Source organism: Blastococcus sp. SYSU DS0510, from assembly GCF_054050835.1.
The window spans coordinates 104,746-128,317 of the sequence record NZ_JBJHAC010000010.1; the positions used below are offsets into that span (position 1 = coordinate 104,746).

The 23,572-nt window shown below is 75.5% G+C and carries 24 protein-coding genes and 1 riboswitch; of the genes, 9 read left to right on the forward strand and 15 right to left on the reverse strand.

Translation table 11 applies throughout. The annotated features are described in order from the left end of the window. Positions 1-43: 43 nt before the first annotated feature. The 5 genes from ACI79P_RS10265 to ACI79P_RS10285 all read right to left on the reverse strand — a co-directional run bounded on the left by ACI79P_RS10265 (position 44) and on the right by ACI79P_RS10285 (position 3,494). Positions 44-334 (reverse strand): GlsB/YeaQ/YmgE family stress response membrane protein, encoded by a 291-nt coding sequence (locus ACI79P_RS10265; RefSeq protein WP_456580944.1) that lies wholly within the window; start codon positions 332-334, stop codon positions 44-46. Further along, on the reverse strand, positions 334-750 hold the full coding sequence (locus ACI79P_RS10270; protein WP_456580945.1) for an STAS domain-containing protein: 417 nt from the start codon (positions 748-750) through the stop codon (positions 334-336). Before ACI79P_RS10270 ends, ACI79P_RS10265 begins: the two co-directional genes overlap by 1 nt. A 100-nt stretch (positions 751-850) precedes the next feature. Then, positions 851-2,092 carry a PucR family transcriptional regulator gene (locus tag ACI79P_RS10275; RefSeq protein WP_456580946.1) on the reverse strand — a complete coding sequence of 414 codons (1,242 nt, stop codon included), beginning with the start codon at positions 2,090-2,092 and terminating at the stop codon, positions 851-853. Continuing rightward, positions 2,062-2,547, reverse strand: a complete 486-nt coding sequence (locus tag ACI79P_RS10280; protein ID WP_456580947.1) for a polyadenylate-specific 3'-exoribonuclease AS — start codon at positions 2,545-2,547, stop codon at positions 2,062-2,064. The genes ACI79P_RS10275 and ACI79P_RS10280 overlap by 31 nt, the downstream gene beginning before the upstream one ends. Before the next feature lie 44 nt (positions 2,548-2,591). Then, on the reverse strand, positions 2,592-3,494 hold the full coding sequence (locus ACI79P_RS10285; protein ID WP_456580948.1) for an SDR family oxidoreductase: 903 nt from the start codon (positions 3,492-3,494) through the stop codon (positions 2,592-2,594). A 102-nt stretch (positions 3,495-3,596) separates the two neighbouring features. Between ACI79P_RS10285 and ACI79P_RS10290 the strand changes: the two genes are divergently transcribed. From ACI79P_RS10290 to ACI79P_RS10300, 3 genes are read left to right on the forward strand one after another with little or no spacing between them, the layout of a single operon-like run. Then, positions 3,597-5,129, forward strand: coding sequence for a flavin-containing monooxygenase (locus ACI79P_RS10290; protein ID WP_456580949.1), 1,533 nt, complete (start codon positions 3,597-3,599; stop codon positions 5,127-5,129). After that, the gene (locus tag ACI79P_RS10295) at positions 5,126-6,076 is read left to right on the forward strand and encodes an alpha/beta fold hydrolase (protein WP_456580950.1); all 951 of its coding nucleotides are present in this window, start codon (positions 5,126-5,128) and stop codon (positions 6,074-6,076) included. Before ACI79P_RS10290 ends, ACI79P_RS10295 begins: the two co-directional genes overlap by 4 nt. A 16-nt stretch (positions 6,077-6,092) precedes the next feature. Continuing rightward, positions 6,093-6,689 (forward strand): TetR/AcrR family transcriptional regulator, encoded by a 597-nt coding sequence (locus tag ACI79P_RS10300; protein ID WP_456580951.1) that lies wholly within the window; start codon positions 6,093-6,095, stop codon positions 6,687-6,689. On the opposite strand, the gene ACI79P_RS10305 is transcribed toward ACI79P_RS10300, so the two are convergent. Further along, a complete protein-coding gene (locus tag ACI79P_RS10305; RefSeq protein WP_456580952.1) occupies positions 6,686-7,447 on the reverse strand; it encodes a lysophospholipid acyltransferase family protein in 762 nt (253 codons plus the stop codon). The two genes, ACI79P_RS10300 and ACI79P_RS10305, sit on opposite strands and share 4 nt — an antisense overlap. A 109-nt stretch (positions 7,448-7,556) precedes the next feature. Between ACI79P_RS10305 and ACI79P_RS10310 the strand changes: the two genes are divergently transcribed. The 3 genes from ACI79P_RS10310 to ACI79P_RS10320 are packed head-to-tail and all read left to right on the forward strand — an operon-like array spanning position 7,557 to position 10,310. Continuing rightward, positions 7,557-8,375, forward strand: coding sequence for an alpha/beta hydrolase (locus tag ACI79P_RS10310; RefSeq protein WP_456580953.1), 819 nt, complete (start codon positions 7,557-7,559; stop codon positions 8,373-8,375). After that, entirely contained in the window at positions 8,372-9,052 is a 681-nt protein-coding gene (locus ACI79P_RS10315) for a hypothetical protein (protein ID WP_456580954.1), read from the forward strand. Before ACI79P_RS10310 ends, ACI79P_RS10315 begins: the two co-directional genes overlap by 4 nt. Before the next feature lies 1 nt (position 9,053). Further along, positions 9,054-10,310, forward strand: a complete 1,257-nt coding sequence (locus ACI79P_RS10320; RefSeq protein WP_456580955.1) for an ornithine cyclodeaminase, nickel-pincer nucleotide-dependent — start codon at positions 9,054-9,056, stop codon at positions 10,308-10,310. On the opposite strand, the gene ACI79P_RS10325 is transcribed toward ACI79P_RS10320, so the two are convergent. Genes ACI79P_RS10325 through ACI79P_RS10340 form a run of 4 tightly spaced genes read right to left on the reverse strand, consistent with a single transcriptional unit; the run spans position 10,311 to position 13,203 of the window. Continuing rightward, positions 10,311-11,300, reverse strand: a complete 990-nt coding sequence (locus ACI79P_RS10325; protein ID WP_456580956.1) for an ROK family glucokinase — start codon at positions 11,298-11,300, stop codon at positions 10,311-10,313. It abuts the gene before it with no gap. Continuing rightward, complete coding sequence (locus ACI79P_RS10330; protein ID WP_456580957.1) at positions 11,297-11,620, reverse strand: hypothetical protein; 324 nt, start codon at positions 11,618-11,620, stop codon at positions 11,297-11,299. Before ACI79P_RS10330 ends, ACI79P_RS10325 begins: the two co-directional genes overlap by 4 nt. After that, positions 11,617-12,765, reverse strand: a complete 1,149-nt coding sequence (locus ACI79P_RS10335; RefSeq protein WP_456580958.1) for an ArsA-related P-loop ATPase — start codon at positions 12,763-12,765, stop codon at positions 11,617-11,619. Before ACI79P_RS10335 ends, ACI79P_RS10330 begins: the two co-directional genes overlap by 4 nt. Positions 12,766-12,771: 6 nt before the next feature. Continuing rightward, positions 12,772-13,203, reverse strand: coding sequence for an SRPBCC family protein (locus ACI79P_RS10340; protein ID WP_456580959.1), 432 nt, complete (start codon positions 13,201-13,203; stop codon positions 12,772-12,774). A 158-nt stretch (positions 13,204-13,361) separates the two neighbouring features. Here ACI79P_RS10340 and ACI79P_RS10345 point away from each other — a divergent pair, with 158 nt between their 5' ends. Next, positions 13,362-15,155, forward strand: coding sequence for an AMP-dependent synthetase/ligase (locus tag ACI79P_RS10345; protein WP_456580960.1), 1,794 nt, complete (start codon positions 13,362-13,364; stop codon positions 15,153-15,155). 63 nt (positions 15,156-15,218) lie between these two features. Here the strand turns inward: ACI79P_RS10345 and ACI79P_RS10350 are convergent, their stop codons facing one another. From ACI79P_RS10350 to ACI79P_RS10370, 5 genes are all read right to left on the reverse strand, one after another. After that, on the reverse strand, positions 15,219-16,340 hold the full coding sequence (locus ACI79P_RS10350) for a glycosyltransferase family 4 protein (protein ID WP_456580961.1): 1,122 nt from the start codon (positions 16,338-16,340) through the stop codon (positions 15,219-15,221). Next, complete coding sequence (locus tag ACI79P_RS10355) at positions 16,337-17,602, reverse strand: M48 family metallopeptidase (RefSeq protein ID WP_456580962.1); 1,266 nt, start codon at positions 17,600-17,602, stop codon at positions 16,337-16,339. Before ACI79P_RS10355 ends, ACI79P_RS10350 begins: the two co-directional genes overlap by 4 nt. 80 nt (positions 17,603-17,682) lie before the next feature. Next, positions 17,683-18,630, reverse strand: a complete 948-nt coding sequence (locus ACI79P_RS10360; protein ID WP_456580963.1) for an NlpC/P60 family protein — start codon at positions 18,628-18,630, stop codon at positions 17,683-17,685. A gap of 145 nt (positions 18,631-18,775) precedes the next feature. After that, positions 18,776-18,923: riboswitch (cyclic di-AMP (ydaO/yuaA leader) on the reverse strand. Between the two features lie 215 nt (positions 18,924-19,138). Then, positions 19,139-19,459, reverse strand: coding sequence for a hypothetical protein (locus ACI79P_RS10365; protein WP_456580964.1), 321 nt, complete (start codon positions 19,457-19,459; stop codon positions 19,139-19,141). Positions 19,460-19,540: 81 nt separating this feature from the next. Next, a complete protein-coding gene (locus ACI79P_RS10370; RefSeq protein WP_456580965.1) occupies positions 19,541-21,286 on the reverse strand; it encodes a D-alanyl-D-alanine carboxypeptidase family protein in 1,746 nt (581 codons plus the stop codon). A 211-nt stretch (positions 21,287-21,497) separates the two neighbouring features. Here ACI79P_RS10370 and ACI79P_RS10375 point away from each other — a divergent pair, with 211 nt between their 5' ends. Both ACI79P_RS10375 and ACI79P_RS10380 read left to right on the forward strand, forming a co-directional pair. Then, positions 21,498-23,279 (forward strand): DEDD exonuclease domain-containing protein, encoded by a 1,782-nt coding sequence (locus tag ACI79P_RS10375; RefSeq protein ID WP_456580966.1) that lies wholly within the window; start codon positions 21,498-21,500, stop codon positions 23,277-23,279. Then, positions 23,276-23,563 (forward strand): Lrp/AsnC family transcriptional regulator, encoded by a 288-nt coding sequence (locus ACI79P_RS10380; RefSeq protein ID WP_456580967.1) that lies wholly within the window; start codon positions 23,276-23,278, stop codon positions 23,561-23,563. The genes ACI79P_RS10375 and ACI79P_RS10380 overlap by 4 nt, the downstream gene beginning before the upstream one ends. Positions 23,564-23,572 lie beyond the last annotated feature (9 nt).

Consider the following 23,572-nt stretch of genomic DNA (forward strand, 5'->3'; position numbering starts at 1 on the left):
GCGGTTCCGGCGGGAGCGGCGCGGCCGTGCCCATGACCGTGGATCAGGCCACGCCGCGTGCGTCCGTGCCGGATCCCCGCCGTGCGGAGATCCGGTTGTAGACGACCAGCACGATCACCGCCCCGATGACCGCCCCGATGATCCCCGCCGGGCCGAAGCCCCGGTCGCGGAAGCCACCGAAGAGCAGGCCGAGGAGGAGGCCGCCCACGATCGAGCCGGACACCCCGAGCAGCAGGGTGCCGACCAGGCTCATCGAGTCCTTGCCGGGCACGAGCGCACGAGCGAGGAAGCCGGCGACCAGGCCGACGACGAGCAGCCAGAGCAGCGAGAGCATCAGAACTCCGTCCGGTCGGTGGGGTGGCCCATGAGCCGGAGCAGCCGGCGCACCGGCGGTGACGCGGCCACCAGGACCACGTCACCGTCCAGCGCCGGCGACAGCCCGTGCGAGTTGGCGAAGGTGACCCCGGACAGGTCCAGGGCGAGCACGCCGTCGTGGGTGGAGCGGACGTGGGCCAGCACGGCCTCGAGCAGTTCCCGGCCGACGAGGTCCAGCTCCCCGGAGACCGCGACAACCGGCTGCCGCCCGTCCCGCCGCACCTCCAGGAAGAGCTCCCCCAGGTGCCCGCGCGGGACCGGTCGCTCGTGCGCGGGCACGGCCGGACGTCGCCGGCGCGCCACCACCGGACGCCGGGGTGGCAGGGCGGCGGAAGGGGCGCGGAAGCGGGGAACCGGGTGGGTGCTCCGTGTCATGCGCCGACGCTAGGCGGGGTGCGCGCCGGCGCGTCAGGTCCCGGCCCGGACGACTACCGGGCGCGGTCCTTGCCGGGACCCTGCAACCCGACTCCTCCTGCTAGGCGGTGCCGAGCGGCGTCGCGGGCCAGTCGAGCAACCGGGCCCCGGTCACCGCGACCATGAGCGCGAGCTGGTCCGCCGGAGCCCCGGGGTCGTAGCCGGTGAGTTCCCGGACGCGCTGCAGGCGGTAGGTCACCGCCCGCACGCTCAGGTGCAGGCGGCGGGCGGCCGACGCCGCGTTGCGCCCGTCGGCGAAGTACGCCTCCACCGTCGCCACGAGCGGCCCTGCCCCGCCGCGGGCCCCGGTGAGCGGTCCGAGCACCGTGCCGACCAGGTCGGAGATGGCCTCCTCGTCCCGTAGCAGGACCCGGTAGACGAGCATGTCCCGCGCATGGACGACGCGATCGGGCAGCCCGAGCCGTTCGGCCACCTCCAGGGCGTCCACCGCCTCCCGGTACGAGCGCGGCACACCGCGCGGACCCGGGTGCGAACGCCCCACCCCGACGCGCCACTCCGGTCGCCGGGTCAGCCGGGCCACGGCCGGGCCGGCGGCCTCCGCCAGCTCGCGGCCGTCGGCCTCCGCCGGGCCGTCCGCGGCGCCGGACGACAGGACGCTGACCAGGCGGCCGTCCTTGGCGGTGACGAGCACGGCGCGGTCGCCGAACCGCAGCCGCGCCTCGTCCTCGAGCCACCTCGTCAGGGGCATCCCCGAATCGGTCGGCCGGTCGGTGGCCGCCACCGTCACGGTGTGGCTGCCGGTGAGGGCCATGCCCAGCCGGGCCGCGCGCTCCACGAGGGAGCCGACCTCCGACCGGCCGGTGAGCAGGTCGTCCACGAACTCGCGCCGGAAGGCCTCCTCCCGGCGGACCACCTCGCGCTGGGCCTCGTCGTGCCCGGCCGCCAGCGCGCCGAGGGCGGTGTCGGCGCCCCGCCACACGAACTCACCCACCGCCACCAGGTCCGACGACCGCGGCGACCGGCCGCGGACGTCCCCGACCAGCTGCGGCAGACGCGACCAGAGCCGGCGCGAGGCGCTCATGTAGAGGTCCACCAGCGCCGGCAACCCGACCCCCCGCCGCGCGGCCTCGGCACCCAGGGACCGGCAGTGCGCCTCCTCGTCCCGGGTGAGGGACCTGCCCTGCACGGCGACGTCGACCAGGGTGGCCAGGTACCCGTCCAGCAGAGCGGGGGGCAGCCCGTGCTCGCGCGCGGCGGCGGCACCGACCTCCGCCACCACCTCGGCCGCCCGGTCCTCGCCGGCGTGCGAGGTCACCCCCCGGCCGACTCGATCGCCCGCCACCGCGCCAGGTTGTACCGGGCGTCGACCAGCGCGTCGTGCGTGCCCTGGGGCTTGGGCGGGAGCGGCGGCTGCCCGCGGTCGTCCCAGCGCTGGCGCAGCTCCCGGGTGAGCCGCGGGATCGGCCGCGGCAGGGCCGGCATCGCGCCCCACAGCTGGCACAGGGCCACGTGGTCGTAGGCGGCGAACCAGGCCCAGAGCTCGATCTCCTCCCCCGGCGCGGTCAGGAAGGAGAGCAGGTCCTCGCGGATGCGCTCCCGGCTGCGCCACGCCCTGTCCGCGGGAGGGGGCAGCTGGTCGAGCACGTTGCGGCGCACCCACGGGATCGCCTTGCCCGGGTCGAACTCGGTGCTGACGGCGTAGAACTCCCGCCCGGACTCGTCCACGACGCCGATGGAGACGAGGTCGATGGTGGTGCCGTCCTCGATGAACTCGGTGTCGTAGAAGTAGCGGCGCACGGCGTCCACCGTAGGGGGGGGGCGGCCGGATGCCGGCGTCCCGGTTACGCGGCGCCGGTGGGCCGGCCTCCGACGGAGTGGGACCCGAACTCGCGGCCGTCCAGCGCCGCGATGTCCCGCTCGAGCTGCGGCACACGCTTCGCCGAGACCGCCATCGCCAGCTTCTCGGCCAGGACGCCGGTGACGAGCTGGCGCAGGGCCGCCACGGTGCCGACCGAGCGCGGCACGAACACCCGGCGGCGGCGCGTCTCCAGGTTCTCCACGAGCGCCTCGGCGCACGCCTCCACCGAGGTGTAGGCGCCCAGCGGCCCGGGGAGCCCCCGGCGGGTCGCGGCGAAGGTGGGCAGCGCGGCCTCGGTGTCGCGGACCATGTCGGTGTCGATCCACGTCGGGTGCGCGCTGGCCACGGTGATGCCCCGGTGCGCCACCTCCAGCCGGAGCGCGTCGCCGAAGCGCTCCACACCGGCCTTCGACGCGCAGTACGCGCTCATGCCGGGGAGGACGGTGAACGCCGCGGCGGAGCTGATCAGCAGGACGTGGCCGCGGCGCTGCGCGAGCTCCGGCAGGGCCGCGTGCGCGGTCAGCATCGTGCCGATCAGGTTCACCTCGACGGTGCGGGCCAGCGCGTGGGCGGAGCTGGTCATGACCGTGGTGAGCGGCGCGATGCCCGCGTTGGCGACGACGACGTCCAGCCCGCCGAAGGTGTCCACGGTGCGCCGCACGGCCGCGGCCAGCGCGTCGGCGTCGGTGACGTCGGCCTCCACCCACAGGTGCTCGGGACCCAGCTCGTCGGCGACCCGCGCGAGCTCCTCCGGCTCCAGGCCGACGAGGGCGACCCGCGCGCCGCGGGCGGCCGCCTTGCGGGCGAGCGCGGCGCCGATGCCCCGCGCGGCACCGGTGATCAGGACGGACTTCCCGGCCAGCGGGGTGCGGTGTCGGGACGCCATGGGGCTGCTCCTCAGCTCGTCGCGCTCGTGTTGAGCACTGCTCAACGACTGTTGTAGCTTCTTGACCGTTGCTCAGCAAGCCGACGGAAGGAGCCGACCGAGGTGACCAGCACGATGCGGACGCACGCCACGACCGCCCCTGGTGCCGCGCGCGAGGTGCGGGTGGCGGTCATCGGGTCCGGCTTCGCCGGCCTGGCCATGGGCATCACGCTGCGGCAGCGCGGCGAGACCGACTTCGTCCTCCTGGAGCGGGCCGACGACGTCGGCGGCACCTGGCGCGACAACACCTACCCGGGAGCGGCGTGCGACGTGCAGTCGCACCTGTACAGCTACTCCTTCGCGCCGAACCCGGACTGGCCGCGCTCCTACTCCGAGCAGCCCGAGATCCAGGCCTACCTGCAGGCCACCGCGGACCGGTTCGGCGTGCGGGCGCACTGCGTCTTCGGCGCCGAGGTGACCGCCGCCCGGTGGGACGACGACGCCCGCCGGTGGCTGGTCACCACCACTGCCGGCGAGTTCCGCGCCCAGGTCCTCGTCTCGGCCGCCGGGGCGCTCGCCGACCCCACCTACCCCGACATCCCGGGCCTGGAGACCTTCGAGGGCACCGTCATGCACTCGGCCCGCTGGGACTCCTCGCACGACGTCAGCGGGGAGAAGGTCGCGGTCATCGGCACCGGCGCCTCGGCGATCCAGATCGTGCCGGCGATCCAGCCGCAGGTGGAGAGCATCGCGGTCTACCAGCGCACGCCGGCGTGGGTCGTCCCCCGCACCGACCACCCGGTCCGGCCGTGGGCCCGCCGGCTGTACCGGCTGGTCCCCGGCCTGCAGCGCGCCGTCCGCGGGGTGCTGTACGCCCTGCGCGAGTTCCTCGTCATCGGCATGGCCAAGCGGCGGGCGTTCCTGAAGCCCGTCGGCCGGCTCGCGAAGGCGCACCTCGAGCGGCAGGTCCGGGACCCGAGGCTGCGCGCGGCGCTGACGCCGGACTACACCATCGGCTGCAAGCGGATCCTCATCAGCAACGACTACTTCCCCGCGGTCTGCGCCCCCAACGCCGAGCTGGTGACCGCCGGCATCGCCGAGATCCGGCCGCGCTCGATCGTGACCCGCGACGGCGTCGAGCGCCCCACCGACACCCTGGTGCTGGCCACCGGCTTCCACGTCACCGACCTGCCGATCGCGGAGCGGATCCGCGGCCGCGACGGCCGGTCCCTCGCCGAGGTGTGGGCCGACGGCATGGTGAGCAACCGCAGCACCACCGTCGCCGGCTTCCCCAACCTGTTCCTGCTGGTCGGCCCGAACGTCGGCGTCGGGCACACGTCGATGGTGTACATGATCGAGTCGCAGGTGGCCTACGTCGACGATGCGCTGCGCACCATGGCGGCCGAGGGCCTCGCGGTCCTGGAGACCACGCCGCAGGCCCAGGAGGCCTACCGCGACCTCATCGCGCGGAAGTCCCGCGGCACGGTGTGGCTCGGCGGCGGTTGCGCCAGCTGGTACCTGGACCGGCACGGGCACAACACCACGCTCTGGCCCGACTTCACCTTCCGGTTCCGCAGGCTCACCAAGGAGCTGGACCGGGAGAACTACGTCGGCGTCCCGGCCGGCGCGCCCGTCCGCGAGGAGGAGGCGGCGTGACCGGCACGCTCATCCGCACCGTCCGCCGGCGCACCGCGGCGGTCGCGACCGACGACGGCGCCCGCCTGCACGCCACCGTCGAGGGCGCCGACGAGGCGCCGGTGACCCTCGTCCTCGCCCACGGCTGGACGCTGTCGCAGGCCGCCTGGGACGACGTCGCCGGGCTGCTGGCCGACCCGGTGGCCGACGGCGCGCTGCGGCTGGTGCGCTACGACCAGCGGGGGCACGGCCGCTCCACGTGGCCGCCGCCCACCCGCCCGGCGACGCCCGTCTCCCTCGACCGGCTGGGCACCGACCTGGCCGAGGTGCTCGACCAGCTGGTGCCCACCGGGCCCGTCGTCCTGGGCGGGCACTCCATGGGCGGCATGACGATCATGTGCCTGGCCGCCGCCCGGCCCGAGCTGTTCGGCGGCCGGGTGCGCGGCGTCGCGCTGGTGTCGACGTCGGCCGGCGACCTCGCCTCCGACCCGCGGTCGGCGGGCGGGCGCATGGCCAAGGTGCGCCCCGGCGTGCTGGCCGCGGCCCTCGCCGGGGCCGGCCTGCTCGAGCGGCTGCGCGACCTCCTGCCGCCGACCCACCCGCGGCACCGGACGATGGTCCGCGACCTGCTCTACGGCGCCGACGCCACCGACGAGATGGTCCTGGAGGGCGCGCGGATCATGCACGCGTCCACGGTGCGGTCCTTCGTCGAGTTCCTGCCCGCCCTGGGCGATCACGACAAGCGGACGGAGCTCGGGGCGCTCGCACGGGTCCCGGTCGAGATCTTCGTCGGCGACAGCGACAAGCTGACGCCCGAGCGGCACAGCGCCCAGCTCGCCGAGGCGCTGCCCGCGGCGCGCCTGCACCGGGCCGAGCGCACCGGGCACATGCTGCCGCAGGAACGGCCCGGCCTCGTCGTCGACGGGCTGCTGCGGCTCGTGGCCGGCGCCGTCGGTGACCGCGGGTGACGCGGGGCGCGGCGGCGTGACGGCCACCCCGGACGGGACGGGGCGGGGCCGCCGGTCGGCGGGCGACCGGCGGGCGCAGCTCGTGCAGATCGGCCTGGAGCTGCTGCCCACCACCCCGGTGCAGGAGCTGACCATCGACGAGGTGGCCCGCCGGGCGGGGATCAGCCGCAGCCTGCTGTTCCACTACTTCCCCAGCAAGCGCGACTACTACGCCGCCGTCACCCGGGCGGCGGCGGAGCTGCTCTGGACCCACCTGCTGCCGCGGCCCGGCTCGGCCGACGAGGGCACCGGCGTGAGCGCCGTCGACGGGATGCTCGACCGCTACGTCGGCTGGGTGGAGACCTTCCGGGAGACCCACCTGGCGTTCGTGCGCGGCGCCGCGGGAGGCGACCCCTGGGTGGCCGAGGTGTACGCGGAGACCCGCGACCGGCTGGTGGAGGTCGGGCTGCGGACGCTCGGGCTGCCGGACGACGCACGCCGCCGCCAGCTCGTGCTCGCCTTCTTCGCCTTCACCGAGGACCTCGTCGCCCAGTGGGTCCTGGAGCCGACGATGCCCCGCGCCGAGCTCCTGGCGCTGCTGCGCGACGTCCTCGACCGGCTCCTGCCGCGCTAGCCGGCGAGCGTCGTCGGGGCGCGGTCGGCGACCTCGGTGACCGGCGGCTGCAGGGTGGCGACGACCTCGACGGCGCTGGCCCCCGTGGCGTCCATCGACTTCTTCACCGTGGCGCCGTAGACGTCGACGTACTCTTGGCCCGACAGCGTCATGATCTCGTACATGATCTCGTCGGTGATCGACCGCTCGACGAAGCGGTCACCGGCTAGGCCCTCGTAGCGGCTGAAATCCAGGGGCTTCCCGATCCGGACCCGCACCTGGATGAGCTTCTTGCCGAAGGGCAGCCGCCGGCTGCCGTAGACCATCGCCACCGGGACGACGGGCGCCCCCGTCTCCAGCGCCATGCGGGCGACGCCGATCTTGCCGCGGTAGAGGCGCCCGTCCGGCGAGCGGGTGCCCTCGGGGTAGATGCCCAGCAGCTTCCCGTCGCGCAGGATGCGGATGCCGGTCCGGATGGCGCCCTCCGCGGCCGAGGCGCTCGACCGGTCGATCGGCACCTGCCCGGCACCGGTGAAGAAGGCCCGCTGGAGGAAGCCCTTCACGCCCGTGCCGGTGAAGTACTCGGCCTTGGCCAGGAACGTGACCCGCCGCTTCAGCTGCAGCGGCATGAAGATCCAGTCGGCCGCGGACAGGTGGTTGCTCGCGAGGATGGCGGCGCCCGTGGCGGGCACGTGCTCGATCCCTTCCACCTGCGGGCGGAAGAGGGCCCGTGCCGGCGGGCCGATGGCGACGAACTTGAGGAACCAGTAGAACAACACGCCTCCCTCGGGGACTGCCAGACTAGGGAGCCTGGGGCCCCGATCACAATCCGGGCCCCGCCGTGACCCAGCAGACACCGGCGCGACGCCGGATGCCAGGAGGAGCACCGTGCCCGGACCGACCCCCGCACCCGAGGTCATGCCCGGCGCCGAGCCGTTCGCCTTCCCCCGCGGCGACGGGCCGGAGGGCCGCACCGGGGTGCTCCTCGTCCACGGGTTCACGGGGACGCCGATGAGCATGCGGCCGTGGGGCGAGCACCTGGCGGCCGAGGGCTTCGCCGTCCGGTGCCCGCTGCTGCCCGGCCACGGCACCCGCTGGCAGGACTGCAACGCCAGCACCCACGACCAGTGGACCGCGACGGTCGAGGCGGCCTTCGACGAGCTGGCCGCCGGCTGCGACCGGGTCTTCGTCGCCGGTCTCTCCATGGGCGGCACGCTCGCGACGCGGCTGGCGCAGGTGCGGCCCGACGACGTCGCCGGGCTCCTGCTGGTCAACCCGGCCCTGCTCACCCGGCGATGGGACGCCAAGCTGCTGCCGCTGCTGGCCCGGGTCACCCCCAGCTGGGCACCGATCGCCAGCGACATCAAGAAGCCCGGGGTGACCGAGCTGGCCTACCCCCGGCTGCCGATCCGGGCCATGATGCAGCTGCGCGGCCTCTGGGCCGCCACCCGCGCCGACCTGGCCCGGGTCACGGCGCCGGTCATCGTCTTCCGCAGCACCGAGGACCACGTCGTGGAACCGGTCAACAGCACCATCCTGCTCGCCGGGGTGGCGAGCGAGGACACCACCGAGGTCGTCCTGGAGGACAGCTACCACGTGGCCACCCTGGACAACGACGCCCCGCTGATCTTCCGCCGGTCGGCGGAGTGGATCCGCGCCCGCGTGCCCGCCGGCGAGCCCGACGCCCCGTCGAGCGGGCGACGGTGACCGACCGCCGCGGCCGGGGACGCCGCGACAACGGCCTGGACGCCGTCCTCTGGAGCCCGCTGCGCGACGTCGACCCGCGGGTGGGCGAACACCTGCTCGACCTGCTCGAGGCCGCCGGCATCGCCGCCTACCTGGAGCCCGCCGCCGACGTCGGCCCCTACACCCGGTCGGTCGTCCTGCCCAGCCCGCCCTCGGACCGGCTCTTCGTCGACCGGGCGCGGCAGGTCGAGGCGCGCGGTCTGGTCGAGCAGCACGCCGACGACCACCCCGCCGAGCCGCGGGTCCTGCGCCGCCCGGCCGGGCGCGACCTGGACGAGGACGCCGAGTGGCGGCGCATCGTGGCCGCGTTCGAGGCCGAGCACGGCCGCCCCGCCGTCGAGGGCCTCCCCTCGGACGCGCCACCGCCGGCGCCCCACGAGGTGCCCGTGCTCGACCGGCCCGACGAGCACTACGAGCCGCCGGTACCGCCGCCGCTGCCGGTCCCGGCGCCCGCGGCGCTGTACGCCGTGCTGCTGGTCGCCGCCGGCATCCTGCTCATCGGCGTCCCCTCGATCATCGGCCTGTCGGCCGACGCCGGGCTCGTGCTCGGCGTCGGGGTGGTGGCCGGCGGGGTGGCGCTGCTGGTCTCCCGCATGCGCGACCGCTCGGACGACGGCGACGACGGGGCGGTGGTCTGAGATGGCCAGTACCACCACCCCGGCCACCGCGACGGTCACCGTGACCGGCCACCTGATGGACACCGGCATCCTCGGCCGCGTGCTGGACGACGTCCTCGAGTACGGCGGGGACTACCGGATCGCCGACCTGGACCTCGGGCGCGAGCACGCCGACGAGTCGACCGCGCTGATCGAGATCCGGGCGGACTCCGCCGAGCGGCTGGACCGCATCCTCATGCGGGTGCAGGTGCACGGCGCCAACCCGGTGGACCCGGGCACCGCCACCACCCGCCCGGCGCCGGCCGACGGGGTCTTCCCCGACGACTTCTACTCCACGACCAACCTGGAGACCCTGGTCCGGCTGGACGGCGAGTGGCTGCGGGTGCGCAACCCCGAGATGGACTGCGGCCTCGTGGTCACCACCGAGGAGGGCGGCGGGGCGGGCGGGGAAGTCACGGTCCGCACCGTCCCGGTCAGCGACGTGCGCGCCGGCGACGCCGTCGTCTGCGGTGCCCACGGGGTGCGGGTCGAGCTCCCGGCGCAGGCCGCCCGGGGCACGGAGGACGAGTTCGGCTTCATGTCCTCGGCGGTCTCCAGCGAGAAGCCGCAGGCGCTGCTGGTCCGGCAGATCGCCGAGCGCATGCGCGAGGTCAAGGCCGCCGGCCAGCGGGTGCTGTGGGTGGGCGGCCCGGCGGTGGTGCACACCGGCGCCTCCCCCGCGATGGTGCGGCTGGTCCGGGCCGGCTACGTCGACGTCCTCTTCGCCGGCAACGCCCTGGCCACGCATGACATCGAGTCGGCGCTCTTCGGCACCTCGCTCGGCGTCGACCTCGCCAAGGGCTCGGGGGTGCCGCACGGCCACGAGCACCACATCCGGGCGATCAACACCATCCGGGCGGCCGGCTCGATCCGGGCCGCCGTCGACTCCGGCGTCCTCACCGGCGGCGTCATGCACGCGATGGTGGAGGCCGGCAAGCCGTTCGTGCTGGTCGGCTCGGTGCGCGACGACGGGCCGCTGCCCGACGTGCACACCGACGTCATCGAGGGTCAGCGGGCGATGCGCGCCGAGCTCCAGGACGTCGGCTTCGCGATCATGGTGGCCACGATGCTGCACTCCATCGCGACCGGGAACATCCTGCCGGCGTCGATCCCGCTGGTGTGCGTCGACATCAACCCGGCGACGGTGACGAAGCTGGCCGACCGGGGCAGCGCCCAGGCGATGGGCATCGTCACCGACATCGGCCTGTTCCTGGAGCAGCTGGCCCGCGAGCTGTGTTGATCAGGCTTCGCCTTCGGCGACGGCCTTCCTGACCAGGTCGGCCGCGCCCACGATCCCGGCCTGGGCGCCGAGTGCGGCCGCGACGACGCGCGGGCCCGGCCGGAAGCCGCGGCCGGGCAGGGCGCGCTCCAGCCGCTCGCGGGCCGGGCGCAGCACCATCTCGCCGAGCACGCTGACCCCACCGCCGATCACCACCACCTCGGGGTCCAGCACGGCGGCGAGGTCGGCGATCCCCTGCCCCAGCCAGTGGCCGACCTCGGTGACCAGCTCCAGGGCGAGCGGGTCGCCGTCGTAGGCCGCCCGGGCCACGTGCTCGCCGGTGAGGCGGTCGGGTTCGCCGTCGACCCGCTCCAGCAGCACGGCGGCGGCGGCCGGCGAGGTGCGGGCCACCTCGCGCGCCGTCTGGCCCAGCGCCGTCCCGCTGGCGTACTGCTCCCAGCAGCCGCGGTTGCCGCAGGCGCACAGCCGGCCGTCGGGGACGACACGCATGTGCCCCCACTCCCCCGCGACGCCGTGCGATCCGCGCCGCAGCCGCCCGTCGAGCACGATCCCCCCGCCGATGCCGGTGCCCAGGGTGATCATCAGGGCGAGGTCCGCGCCGCGGGCGGCGCCGTAGCGGTACTCGGCCCAGGCCGCCGCGTCGGCGTCGTTGCCCACCCACAACGGCCGCTGCAGCCGCGCGGCCAGGTCCTTGCGCAGGGTGGAGTTGCGCCAGGCCAGGTGCGGGCTGAACAGCACGGTGTCCCCGGTGCGGTCGAACCACCCGGCGGCGCCCACCCCGACGCCGACGATCGCGCCCGCGTGCCCGTCGGCGAGCTCCTCGACGACGGCGGCGATCGCGTCCTCGGTGTCGCCGACGGAGGCACCCGGCGTCGCCCGGCGGGCGGTGGCCACGATCGCGCCGTCGGGGGCCACCAGGCCACCGGCCACCTTCGTCCCGCCGATGTCGATGCCGAGCGCCGGAAGGGCCGTCACCTCCGGCCCGGTCACGCGATGTCGATCCGCTGGACGACGGGCTCCTCGGCCTGCTCCGCGGGCTGCGGCTCCTGGTCCGGGACGGTGCTGCCGGCGGCCGGCTGCTCGGCGAACGCGCGCAGCGCGGCGGCCGCGGTGGTGAGGACGTCGGCCAGCGCCGCGGTCACCTCGGGGCGCTCACCGCGCAGCACGGCCGCCACCTGGCACACCGGGCACCAGCGGCAGTCGTCGCCGCCGTGCTCGCCCGTGGCGGGATCGGGGGACCGCTCGGCCCCCGCGCGCACGGCCTCGAGCAGACGGCGGGCCTGGTCGGTCCAGTCGGCACCGGTGGTCATCTGGTCCTCTCCTCGGCCGCCAGGAGGTCGGCCGGCCACTGCTGCGGATCCGGGCGGAAGCTGATCTCGAGCCGCGCGTCGGCGGTGGCGGGGGCGAGCAGCCGCCCGCCGGTCACCTCGCACCGGCGCAGCAACGAGTCCAGGCGCAGCGAACGACGATCCTCCCCCACGGTGACCACGAGGTCATCGCCCCACCGGGTCAACCCCACCTCCGGGCGGTCGGCGAAGGGCAGCGGCACGTCCAGCCGCCACCCGCCCTCGCCCCGGCGTGGGGCCGGCCGCACCGGCGCGCGGGTGGCAGCCGGCTCCACCCCGGCCAGCAGCCCTTCGGCGTCGGCGACGTCCGCCGGCGCCGCGGGGAGCTCGGCCACCTCGTGCACCGGGGCCACCTCCGCCAGCCCGGCCCGCGCTTGGTCCTGCTCGGCGGCGCGCGCGCTCCACCACTCCCCCACGCCCCCCGCCGGGAGCACGCGGGCCAGCACGGCGGCGACCCCGAGCCCGTGCAGGCCGAGGACGGTCGCCGCGTGCCGCACCACCGGGACGGCGGTCCGCTGGGCCCCGGTGGTCAGCCAGACCGCGGTCGCGGTGGGGTCGGCGAGCCGGTCCCGGGCGAGCAGCCGCTCGACCGCCGGCAGCGCGGCCAGCAGCGCATCCAGCGGACCGGGGCGGACGGCGCCGGCCGCCACCGACGCGGTCCGCACGGCGGCCAGCGCGCGCGCCGTCGGCGGCAGCGCCTGGTCCAGCCACCAGCGCAGCGACCCCGGCAGGCCGGCGAGCGCCAGGCCGTCCCGCAGGGGTCCGGCGTCCACCACCACCAGGTCGGCGTCGGCCGAGCCGAGCGCCGCCAGCAGCGCGAGCTCCCCGGCGCCGGGCACCGGCACGACCGAGCTCGCCGGCGGCAGGTCCAGGTGCGGGAGCAGCGGGCCGAGCGACCCGGCGTGGGCGCCCCACAGCTCCTCGAGCGCCCGGCGGCCGTCCACCCGCCGGGTGCGCAGGCCCGGGACGTCGCCGAGGCCGGTCACCGGCGCCGGCTGGCGGGAGAGCAGCAGGGTGCGCCGGCCCTGACGGGCGGCGCGCACGGCCGCGGCCGCGGCCACCGTCGACGAGCCCGCCCCGCCGGAGCCGGTGACCAGGAGGGTGCGCACCGCGGCTCAGCCCTCGACGCGCTTCTTGAGCTCCTTGAGCGCGGTGTCGAGGATGACCTTCTCGGCCTTCCGCTTGATCATGCCGAGCATCGGGATCGAGAGGTCGATGGTGATCGAGTAGGTGACCTCGGTCCGGCCGTCCTTCTCGACGAGGGTGTACGAGCCCTCCTGCCGCTTCTGCATCTGACCCTTCACCAGGGTCCAGGAGACGCGGCGGTCGTCGTCCCACGTGTACTCGAGGACGTAGTCGTCCTTGACCGCCCCGGCGTCGAGCACGAAGTGCACCCGGCGGGCCCGCCCGTCCTCGCCGGTCTCGAGCACCTCCACCTTCTTGGCGGCGGAGACCCACTGCGGGTACGAGGGGAAGTCGGCGATCACCGCCATGACCTCGGCCGCAGGCGCCTCGACGACGATCGACTGGGTGGACTGGTCGGCCATGGGCAGCAGGCTAGCCGTTCGGGTGCCGGCCCGGCCCGCGTACCACGGCACTCGGCTACTGCCCGGTAGCACCAGCCGCTAGATTGACCCGGACGTCCCCGCACCGGGGCCGCGGGGCGACGGTGCCCGGCGGGCGGTCGGGGAGGAGAGGACCGGGCGTGCGCGAGTTCAGCGTTCCAGCAACGCACGAGGTGGGCCCCGACGAGGCCCTCACCGACATGCTGGCGGCCAACGTCGCCGAGCACGGGGACGAGGTAGGCCTCCGGCGCCGGGTGGACGGCCGCTGGACCGACGTCACGTGGCGGCAGTTCGGCGAGGAGGTCCGCGGCGTCGCCAAGGGGCTGATCGCCGCGGGGGTGGCCGCCGGTGACCGCGTCGCGCTGCAGGCGAAGACGCGCTACGAGTGGACCGTCCTCGACTACGCCATCTGGACCGCCGGCGCCGTCGTCGTGCCCATCTACGAGACCTCCAGTGCCGACCAGGTCGCCTGGATCCTCTCCGACTCCGGGGCCACGGTCGCCGTCGTCGAGCGCGACGAGCACGCCGCCGCCATCGAGTCGGTCCGCGACCAGGCCCCCGAGCTGAAGGCCGTCTTCGTCATCGAGGACGGCGCGGTGGAGCAGCTGACCGCCTCCGGCGCCGACGTGCCCGACAGCGAGCTCGACGCCCGCCGCGCCACGCTCCACGCCGACAGCCTGGCCACGCTGATCTACACCAGCGGCACCACCGGCCGGCCCAAGGGCTGCGAGCTGACGCACGGCAACTTCCTGTTCGAGATCGGCAACGGCATCACGCTGCTCGAGCGGTTCATGAACGTGCAGGGCTCGCTGCTGCTGTTCATCCCGCTGGCCCACGTCCTCGCCCGCGTCCTGCAGGTCGGCGCCGTCAAGAACCGCACCGTCATCGGCCACACGCCCGATGTGACGAACCTCGTCGAGGACCTCGGCGAGTTCAAGCCCACCTTCGTGCTCGCGGTCCCGCGCGTGTTCGAGAAGGTGTTCAACAGCGCCAAGGCCAAGGCCGAGGGCGACGGCAAGGGCAAGATCTTCGACAAGGCCGCCCAGGTGGCCATCGACTGGTCGCGGGCCCAGGACACCGGCGGCCCGGGGCTGGGGCTGCGCGCGCAGCACGCCCTGTTCGACAAGCTCGTCTACGGCAAGCTGCGGGCCGCTCTGGGCGGGCGCTGCCTGGGCGCCATCTCCGGCGGCGCCCCCCTGGGCGAGCGGCTCGGCCACTTCTTCCGCGGCATCGGCGTGACCGTCTTCGAGGGCTACGGCCTCACCGAGACCACCGCGGCGGCCTCGGTGAACCACGACGGGGCGATCCGGATCGGCACCGTCGGCCGCCCGCTGCCGGGCGTCGCCTTCTCGGTGGCCGAGGACGGCGAGCTGCTCATCCGCGGCGGCATCGTCATGCGCGGCTACTGGAGGAACGAGGACGCCACCCGGGAGGCCATCGACCCCGACGGCTGGTTCCGCACCGGCGACCTCGGCGAGATCGACGACCAGGGCTTCGTCCGGATCACCGGCCGCAAGAAGGAGATCCTGGTGACCGCGGGCGGCAAGAACGTCGCGCCCGCCGTGCTCGAGGACCGGCTGCGGGCGCACCGCCTGGTGAGCCAGTGCATCGTCGTGGGCGACCAGCGGCCGTACATCGCCGCCCTGGTGACGCTCGACGAGGAGGCCCTGCCGCAGTGGCTGGAGTCCAAGGGCAAGGACACCGGCCTCACGGCCGCGCAGCTGCGTGAGGACCCCGACGTGCTCGCCGAGCTCGAGGCCGCGGTGGCGGAGGCCAACAAGGCCGTCTCCCAGGCCGAGGCGATCAAGAGGTTCACGGTGCTGGCGACCGACTTCACCGAGGACAACGGGATGCTCACGCCCAGCCTCAAGCTCAAGCGGAACGTCGTCATGAAGGAGTTCGGCTCGGAGGTCGAGGCGCTCTACTCCCGGTAAGGCCCTCTCGCCCCCCACCGTGCAGGCTCGCGGCGGGCCCCTGCGAGGGGGCCGCCGCGAGCGTCAGGGATCGAGGAGGTCGGCGAAGGTCGCGGCGATCGACGTCCACGACCAGCGCTGCTCGACCCAGGCGCGGCCGGCCGCGCCCATCGCGCGGGCCCGCGCCGGGTCGTCGAGCAGGCCCGACAGCGCCTCCGCCACCGCCCCGGGCGAGCGGGGGTCCACGACGTGCCCGGTGACGCCGTCCCGCACCGCCTCCGGCGCCCCGCCCGACGTGCCCGCCACGACCGGGCGCCCGCAGGCGGCGGCCTCGAGGAAGACCATGCCCAGGCCCTCGACGTCCAGCCCGCCGCGGCGGGTGCGGCAGGGCATGGCGAAGACGTCGCCGGCGGCGTAGTGCGCGGGCAGCTCCGCGTGGTCCACCGGGCCGGCGAGGACGACGGAGCCCTGCAGCCCGCGGGCCTCGATCGCGCGGCGGAGCTTCCCCTCGTCCGGCCCGCCGCCGACCAGCAGCAGCCGGGCCTCCGGGTGGCGGGCGAGCACCCGCGGCCACCCCGCGACGAGCACGTCCTGCCCCTTGCGGGCGACCAGCCGGGAGACGCAGACCACCACCGGCGCGTCCCCCAGGCCGTGCCGCTCGCGCACCGGCGTCCCGTCCACCTCAGGAGTGAACCGGGCGACGTCCACCCCCGGGGAGAGCTGGGCCAGCCGGGTCCGCCCCCCGAGCGGTGGCGCGAGCCGGTCCCGCGTGTACTCGCTGATGTAGGTGAGGACGTCGAGCCCGGCGGCGATCCGCTGCATCAGCTGCCGGCTCCCCGGCAGGGCGACCCACCCCGTCTCGTGGCCGTGCGTGGCGCCCACCAGGTGCCGGACCCCGGCGGCGCGGAGCGTGGGCGCGAGCAGCCCCAGCGGCGCAGCGGCGCCGAAGAAGGCGGTGTCGCAGCCGTAGCGCCTCACCAGGTCCACGGCGACGCGGGCCGTCGCCCGGGTCGGCAGCAGCATGCCGGTCGGGCGGCGCACCACCGGGTACGGCAGCCCCGCGTCGTGACCCGCCGAGCCCGGGGCGTCCGACGCGAGCACCACGAGGGAGTCCGGCGGTCGCCGCTCCAGCAACGCGGCGACGAAGGTCTGGATGCCGCCCTGCCGGGGCGGGAAGTCGTTGGTGACGACGAGCGTGCGGCTCACGAACCCTCCAGGCGGGCCCAGTCCTGGGCCATCGCGATCCGCTCCGCGGTGGTGGGGTGGCTGCCGAAGAACCAGTGCCAGGCCGCCGGAGGATCGGGGTCGCCGAGGTTGGTCGCGGCGAGCCGACGCTGCATGTCGATGAACGCCTCCGGGTCGCGGGTGAGCTCGAGGGCGTGCACGTCGGCGCGCTGCTCGATCTGGCGGGACACCAGGTTCTGCACCGGTGTGCCGAGCAGCCCGCCGACGGCGACGAGGAACAGCAGCAGCGGCACGACCCGCGGGTCACCGGGCCGCTCGACCCCAGCCCGGCGGAGCAGCGGTGCCCAGGACAGCAGCCAGCCGAGCAGCGCGGTCGCCGCGCCCGCACCCAGCGCCCCCATGAGCGTGCCGGTCAGGACGTCGTCGGCCGCGACGTGCCCCAGTTCGTGGGCGACGATCGACTCGATCTCCGCGTCGGGCAGCTCCCCGAGGAGCGTGTCGTAGACCACGATGCGCCGGGTGGAGCCGAAGCCGGAGACGTAGGCGTTGAGCGCCGTCGTCCGCCGGGACGCGTCGGAGACCAGCACGTCCTGCACCGGGGTGCCGTTCTGCTCCGCGAGCGCCAGCAGGTCGCTGCGCAGCTCCCCCGCCGGCAGGGGATCGAAGGTGTTGAACGCCGGCTCGATGACCACCGGGTACAGGAACGAGCCGGCGACCACCAGGCCGGAGACGGCCGCCCCCGCCCACGCCCACCACGTGCGCGGCGCCCGGCGGACCAGCCAGAGGAACGCCAGCACCACGACCACGGTCAACGCCACGCTGATCGCCAGGGAGACCGCGACGTCGCGCAGCCAGAGCCACCACCCGCGGGTGGAGAGCCCGTAGCGGGTGCGCACCGACTCGGCGTAGGCCGAGAGCGGCAGGGTGGCCAGGCGTCCCAGCAGGAGCAGGACCGGCACCCCTACCAGCACCTGGACGAACCACCGGTCGCCCACCCGCGCCGCGACGGCCTGCATCAGGCGGGCGCCCAGCGGGGTCAGGCCGAGCACCGCCGACACCCCCAGGCTCAGCAGCAGGGAGACCAGCGACGCCGGCCGCAGCGCGGCCGCGAACGCCTCGGCGCGCTCGATCCGGGCCGGGTCGAGGCCGGCGGTCGGGTCGGGCTCGGTGTAGCCGCCGGGCGGTTCCGGCAGGACGGTCCACGGGGTGCGGACGGCGATCACGACGACGACGGCGATCCCGAGGAGGGCCGCGGCCACCAGGGCGGCCCGGCGAACGCTCACCCGGCCGATCCTAGTGAGCCGACGCCGTCGTCCTCGCCTCCGGACGGGCCGGCCGCCGGACCACAGAGGGCCGGTGGCGGTCAGCCGGCGATGCGACGGGCTCCGTTGTAGTTGCCCATCGAATCCAGGCTCGCCACCTTCACCGGCTGGCCGGAGGTCGAGGCGTGCACCATCTGGCCGTTGCCGACGTACATGCCGACGTGGCTGACCGGGCTGTAGAAGAACACCAGGTCACCGGGCTGCAGCTCGCTGCGCGAGACGGGCTTGCCCATCTGGCTCTGCGACCGGCTCGAGTGCGGGAGCGTCACGCCCGCCGCGGCGTAGGCGTAGGAGGTCAGGCCGGAGCAGTCGAAGGCGTCGGGGCCGCCGGCGCCCCAGACGTACGGGTCGCCGATCTGGGCCAGCGCCGCGTTCACCGCGGCCTGGGCCGCCGAGCTCGGCGCGACGACGCCGCTGGGCGCCGGGAGGCCGGCCCCGCCGTGCGCCTGCGCCACCTGCTCCCGCTGCGGCGCGGTGAGCTCCTCGTAGCGGCGCTGGTACTCGGCGATCTTCGCCTCCAGCTCCTCCTGCCGGGCGGCGATCTCCTCCACCGTCCGCTGGGCGTCCGCGGCGGCCTTCTCGGCTGCCTCGCGGGACTCCTCGGCGTCCTCGGCGGCCTGCGACACCTCGGTGAGCACGTCGTTGGTGTGCCCGGCGATGGCGTCGAGGGTGCCCAGCTGGTCGACGAGCTGGTCGGCCGAATCGCTGGTCAGCAGGACGTCCAGCGGCGACATGCCGCTGCCGGTGTAGGCGCTGCGGGCCAGCCGGCGGATGTGCCCGTCGAGGGAACCGAGCCGGGCCTCCGCCTCGGCGGTGGCCTCGCTCGCGGCCTCCGCGTCGCGCTGGTGGCCGGCGAGGACGACCTTGGCCTCGTTGAGCTCCTCGGAGACGACCTCGAGCTCGTGGCTGGCCCGGGCCACCTGGGCGGCGACCGCGTCGGCCGTGCCGGGGACGGCCGACGCCGTGCCCGGGAGGATGGTGACGGTCATGGCCGCGACGGCGGTGACCAGCAATCCGGAGCGGAGGGGCCCGGAGCGACGGGCGTGGGAGGAGCTGCACCGGTCGGCGGTGCCGAGCTGTTCGGGGGCGTGCGTCAGCAGTGCGTGAGGGGTCGCCACGTGCGGCGGCTCTCCGTTCTTCCTCTGCAACCGCCGACCGAGTTAGCTGACGGGTTCGGGCTGGGAAGACTGGCCCTATCCCCCGCGCACCGGCGGGCCGGCTGCGGGGGAACTCACCCCAGAACTGCGGTGGGTCCCCGGTACACCTCCGGCGCCGGTGGTGCGCGCCGTGCGGTGATTAGGCGGTGTCCGGTCGAGGCCATCCATCGACGGATGACGACCACCCGGCCGAACGGCGTGAACCCTAACGATCGTGATACCTGCGTGACAAATGATCACTGGAGGAACCGGCGTGAGGGAGAACCCCAGGTCAGGGGCGCGCCTCCCCGCCGGAGGCTCCGCTGCGGGGTAGAAGCCCCGGTCGGCGCGGTCCGGGACGTCAGCCCGTGCGCCGTCCGCGGGACCGTTCGCCGTCGTGACCGCCGGACCCGTTCGGGTGACGCAGCGGGGGCACCAGGCCGCCCTCGGCGAGCGCCCGCACGGCCCGGCGCTCGACCTCGTCGAACTCCACCACCACCCCCGGCGGCGGGACGACGACGTCCTCGGCGGCCACGGCGGGACCACCACGGGCCCGCCCGGTCATGGGCACGACCACCGGGTCGACCCCCTGCCAACCCGGCGGGGCGCCGAGCAGCACGGTGACGACGCAGTCGGCGCAGCCGGTCCCGCGGGCGGTGCAGGTGTCGCAGTCGATGAGCATCGCTTCTTCTCCTCCGTGAGTCGCTGCGCACGCTAGGAGGGGTCACCGACATTTCCGGCCGCGCGACCGGGAACGGGTGCATCAGGTGCCGGCGTACTCCCAGTGCCAGGGCTCCTCGCGCCCGTTCCCCTGGTCGGCCCAGGTCGGGTGCAGGTAGCCGAACCGGCCGGCGTTGGCCTCCATCCACGCGTACTGCGGCGTCCCGAAGGACTGCACGCCACCGCACAGGTCGACCGCCAGGCCCCAGCCGTGGTTGCTCGTGCCCGGCACGGCGGCCAGCGCCGGCTTCTCCCCGTACAGCCGCACCTGTGACGCATAGGTGCGGTACGAGTCGGTGATGCACAGCGGGCGGCCGAAGGCGGTCTCGTAGGCCGCGGCCATGGCCCGGTAGGCCGCGGCCGCGTCGCACCTCAGCGAGTGCCCGCCCACCCCCAGGGGGCACATCGCGCTCGGCGGGATCAGGCCGTTCGGGTAGCCGCCCCAGGCCCGGCCGCCGTCGTAGCTGGGCGGGTAGACGGTGTTCCCGCACTCGCTCCGCAACGCCCCCGCGGCCGGCTCCGGGACGGCGACGCGGGCCCGCTGGCCGAGGACCGGGCGGCCGATCCCCAGCACCTGGTCGCCCGGCAGCGTCCGCACGACGACGGCGCCGGCCCGGGCGTCCGCGGTGAGCATGGTCCGCGTGTCGAGGGCGATGCCCACGTGCCCCAGCCCGCCCTCCGGCGAGCCCAGGAAGACCAGGTCGCCGGGGAGCACGTCGGCGGGGTCCACCGGCACGGTGCGCGCGAACAGATCGCCCTGCGTCGCCGGCAGGGACAGCCCGGTCCGGCCGTAGGCCACCTGCACGAGGGCGCCGCAGTCCCAGGAGTCGGGCCCCGCCGTCCCGGGTGCGTACGGCTGCCCGAGCGCCTCCATCGCCCCGCCGACCGCCGTCAGCGTCTCCATCGGGAGGACGAGCATCGAGGTCGGGCGACCGGGCAGCTGGGCGACCCCGCGCTGGGCGCCGCCCCCGCTCGCAGCCACCGGCACCAGCCGGTCGGGCAGGGCCTGCTGGGGGTCCTGCAACGCGGCGGCGGGCACCTCCGCCAGCCCGGCCGCGCGGAGCTGGTCGACGTAGGCCTGCCAGCTGGCCGCCGTCTGCTCGTTGACCGTCGTCTGCTCCCGCTGCAGCGCCGCGAGCTGGCCGTCGACGACGGCGAGCACGTCGCCGAGCTCCGCGGTGACCGCCTCGGCGGCCGCCTCCAGCTCGGCCACCCGCGCCGCCACCTCGTCGGCCCGCACCTGGGCCCGGTCGAGGGCGGCCTGGGCGTGCTCCCGCCGGTCGAGCGCGCTGCGCCGGTGGCTCTCGGCGACGCCGATGACCTGGGCCGCGTGGGCGTCGACCACCTCGAGGAAGCCCATGCCGGACAGGACCTCTCCGGGGTCCCCGCCGTTGAGGAGGAGGGTGAGGGCGGTGACGGAGCCGCCGTCCCGGTAGACGGCGGCGGCGTAACCGGCCACCTCGCGCTGGTGCCCGGCCAGCACGCCCTGGGCGTCGTCGAGCACCGCCTTCGCCTCGTCCACCGACCGCTGCGCCTCCGCGAGCGCCTCGCGCGCCGCGACGACCTCCGCCTGGCGGGCCCGCAGGTCGTCCTGCACCTCCGCGGCCCGCCGCTGCAGGTGGTCGAGGTCGCGGCTCTCCAGAACGCCCGACGTGCCGCCCGGCTGGTCGCTCGGCGCGGCGGCGACCGGCGCACCCGGCAGCAGCACGAGGGCGCACGCGGCCAGCGTCGCGAGCGCCACCCGCCGCCGGACCGGGCCGGGCGGGCGCGACCAGGAGCGCGCGGGCATCGCCGACCACCTCCGCGGGACGGGCCGGTCGCGCGGGGCGACGGGCGCTGGCAGTGCATGGTGACCCGTCCGGGCCGCGGAACGCCAGGTGATCGGCGGGGTGAGCACCCCCGGCCCCCTGGTCGGGCGGCCGCCGACCCCCCGCCCTTGGGGGGGGCGGGCCCGGCGCGCGTCCCCCGGAGTGTCAGCACCCCGACCTAGCGTCCGCCCCGTGCCACCCTCTCCCGCGCCGCCGCGCTACCAGCAGGTCTCGATCGAGGAGGTCGGGACGCCGCTGGCCCAGGTGACGTTCGTCGTGGTGGACCTGGAGACGACGGGCGGCTCCCCCAAGGACAGCGCCATCACCGAGATCGGGGCGGTGCGCATCCGCGGCGGGCAGGTGCTCGGCGAGTTCCAGACCCTCGTGGACCCCGGCCACGAGATCCCGCCCTACATCAGCGTGCTGACCGGCATCACCTCGACGATGGTCGCCACGGCCCCGCGCATCGGCGCCGTCCTCCCGGCCTTCCTCGAGTTCGCCCGCGGCGCGGTCCTCGTCGCCCACAACGCCCCGTTCGACCTCGGGTTCCTCAAGGCTGCGTGCGCCGAGAACGGGTTGGCGTGGCCGGCGGCGGCGTCCGTCGACACCGCCGTCCTCGCCCGGCGGTTGCTCAACCGCGACGAGGTGCCCAACTGCAAGCTGGCCACCCTGGCTCCCTACTTCTCGGCCACCACCTCGCCGACGCACCGGGCCCTGGACGACGCCCGGGCCACGGTCGACGTGCTGCACGGGCTCTTCGAGCGGCTCGGCCCGCTCGGCGTGACCACCCTGGAGGAGCTCACCACCCTGACCCGGCAGGTCGACCCGGAGCGGCGGCGGAAGCGGCACCTGGCCGACGAGGTGCCGCACGGTCCCGGCGTCTACCTGTTCCGCGGCCCCAAGGACGAGCCCCTCTACGTGGGCACCTCCGGCGACCTGCGCAGCCGGGTCCGCAGCTACTTCACCTCCGGCGAGCAGCGCAGCCGGATCACCGAGATGGTGCGCCTGGCCCAGCGGGTGGAGGCGATCCCGTGCGCCCACGCCCTCGAGGCGGCGGTCCGCGAGCTGCGCCTGATCGCGTCGCACAAACCGCGGTACAACCGCCGGTCCCGGTTCCCCGAGCGAGCGCTGTGGGTCCGGCTCACCGAGGAGCCCTTCCCCCGGCTGTCGGTGGTGCGCCGGGTCCGCCCCGACGCCGGCGTCTTCCTCGGGCCGTTCCCCGACCGCCACGCCGCCGACGCCGCCGTGGCCGCGGTCCACGAGGTGCTCCCCCTGCGGCAGTGCACGGCCCGGCTCTCCCCCCGCACGCCGGTCAGTGCCTGCGCGCTCGCCGACATGGGGCGCTGCGGCGCCCCGTGCACCGGCGCGCAGTCGGTGCCCGAGTACGCCGGTGTCGCCGCGGTGTTCGCCGCGGCCGTGGGCCACGATCCCCGCCCGCTGCTCACCCCGCTGCTGGACCGGGTGGAGCGCCTGGCGACCGAGGAGCGGTACGAGGACGCCGCCGTGCTGCGCGACCGGGTGGCCGTGCTCGTCCGGGCCCTCCGCCGGCGGCAGCGGCTGGCGTCGCTGGCCGCCGTGCCCGAGCTCGTGCTCGCCCGGCCCGACGGCGAGGGCGGTTGGGAGCTGTCCGTCGTCCGGTCGGGCCGCCTCGCCGCCGCGGGGAAAGCGCCCCGGGGCACCACCGTCCGCAGCGTGCTGCCCGGCCTGCTGACGACCGCGGAGACCGTCCCGGGCACCGACGCCGAGCAGCCGACGTCGGTCGACGAGACCGAGCTTGTCCTGCGCTGGCTGGAGAAGCCCGGCACCCGGCTGGTGCAACTGACCGGGACCCTGGCCTGCGCCGCGCCCGGCACGGGCTCCTACAGCGCCTTCCTGGCGCGGGTGGAGTCCGGGCGCGACGCCCGGGACCCCTTCGCCGACGGGCGGTCGCTGAGCACCCGCGCCCGCCCCGAACGGCTAGCATCCCCGGCGTGATCACCGCCATCGTGATGATCGACGCAGCCACCGACTCGATCGGCGAGGTCGCGCAGGCCGTCGCCGAGCTCGAGGGCGTCAGCGAGGTGTACTCCGTCGCGGGTGAGGCCGACCTGATCGCCATCGTCCGCGTCCGCGAGTTCGAGCAGGTCGCCGAGGTGATCGCCGGCCGGATCAACAAGGTGCCCGGGGTCGTCGACACGGACACCCACATCGCCTTCCGCGCCTACTCGCGGCACGACCTCGAGGCGGCCTTCTCCATCGGCTTCGACGCCGAGGCCTGAGGTCGGACC

Bases quoted from the DNA above. Each gene is read 5' to 3' on its own strand.
- ACI79P_RS10270 (WP_456580945.1), bottom strand. From the start codon at position 750: ATGACACGGAGCACCCACCCGGTTCCCCGCTTCCGCGCCCCTTCCGCC.
- ACI79P_RS10340 (WP_456580959.1), bottom strand. From the start codon at position 13,203: ATGGCCGACCAGTCCACCCAGTCGATCGTCGTCGAGGCGCCTGCGGCC.
- ACI79P_RS10265 (WP_456580944.1), bottom strand. From the start codon at position 334: ATGCTCTCGCTGCTCTGGCTGCTCGTCGTCGGCCTGGTCGCCGGCTTC.
- ACI79P_RS10320 (WP_456580955.1), top strand. From the start codon at position 9,054: ATGGCCAGTACCACCACCCCGGCCACCGCGACGGTCACCGTGACCGGC.
- ACI79P_RS10285 (WP_456580948.1), bottom strand. From the start codon at position 3,494: ATGGCGTCCCGACACCGCACCCCGCTGGCCGGGAAGTCCGTCCTGATC.
- ACI79P_RS10360 (WP_456580963.1), bottom strand. From the start codon at position 18,630: ATGACCGTCACCATCCTCCCGGGCACGGCGTCGGCCGTCCCCGGCACG.
- ACI79P_RS10365 (WP_456580964.1), bottom strand. From the start codon at position 19,459: ATGCTCATCGACTGCGACACCTGCACCGCCCGCGGGACCGGCTGCGCC.
- ACI79P_RS10370 (WP_456580965.1), bottom strand. From the start codon at position 21,286: ATGCCCGCGCGCTCCTGGTCGCGCCCGCCCGGCCCGGTCCGGCGGCGG.
- ACI79P_RS10330 (WP_456580957.1), bottom strand. From the start codon at position 11,620: ATGACCACCGGTGCCGACTGGACCGACCAGGCCCGCCGTCTGCTCGAG.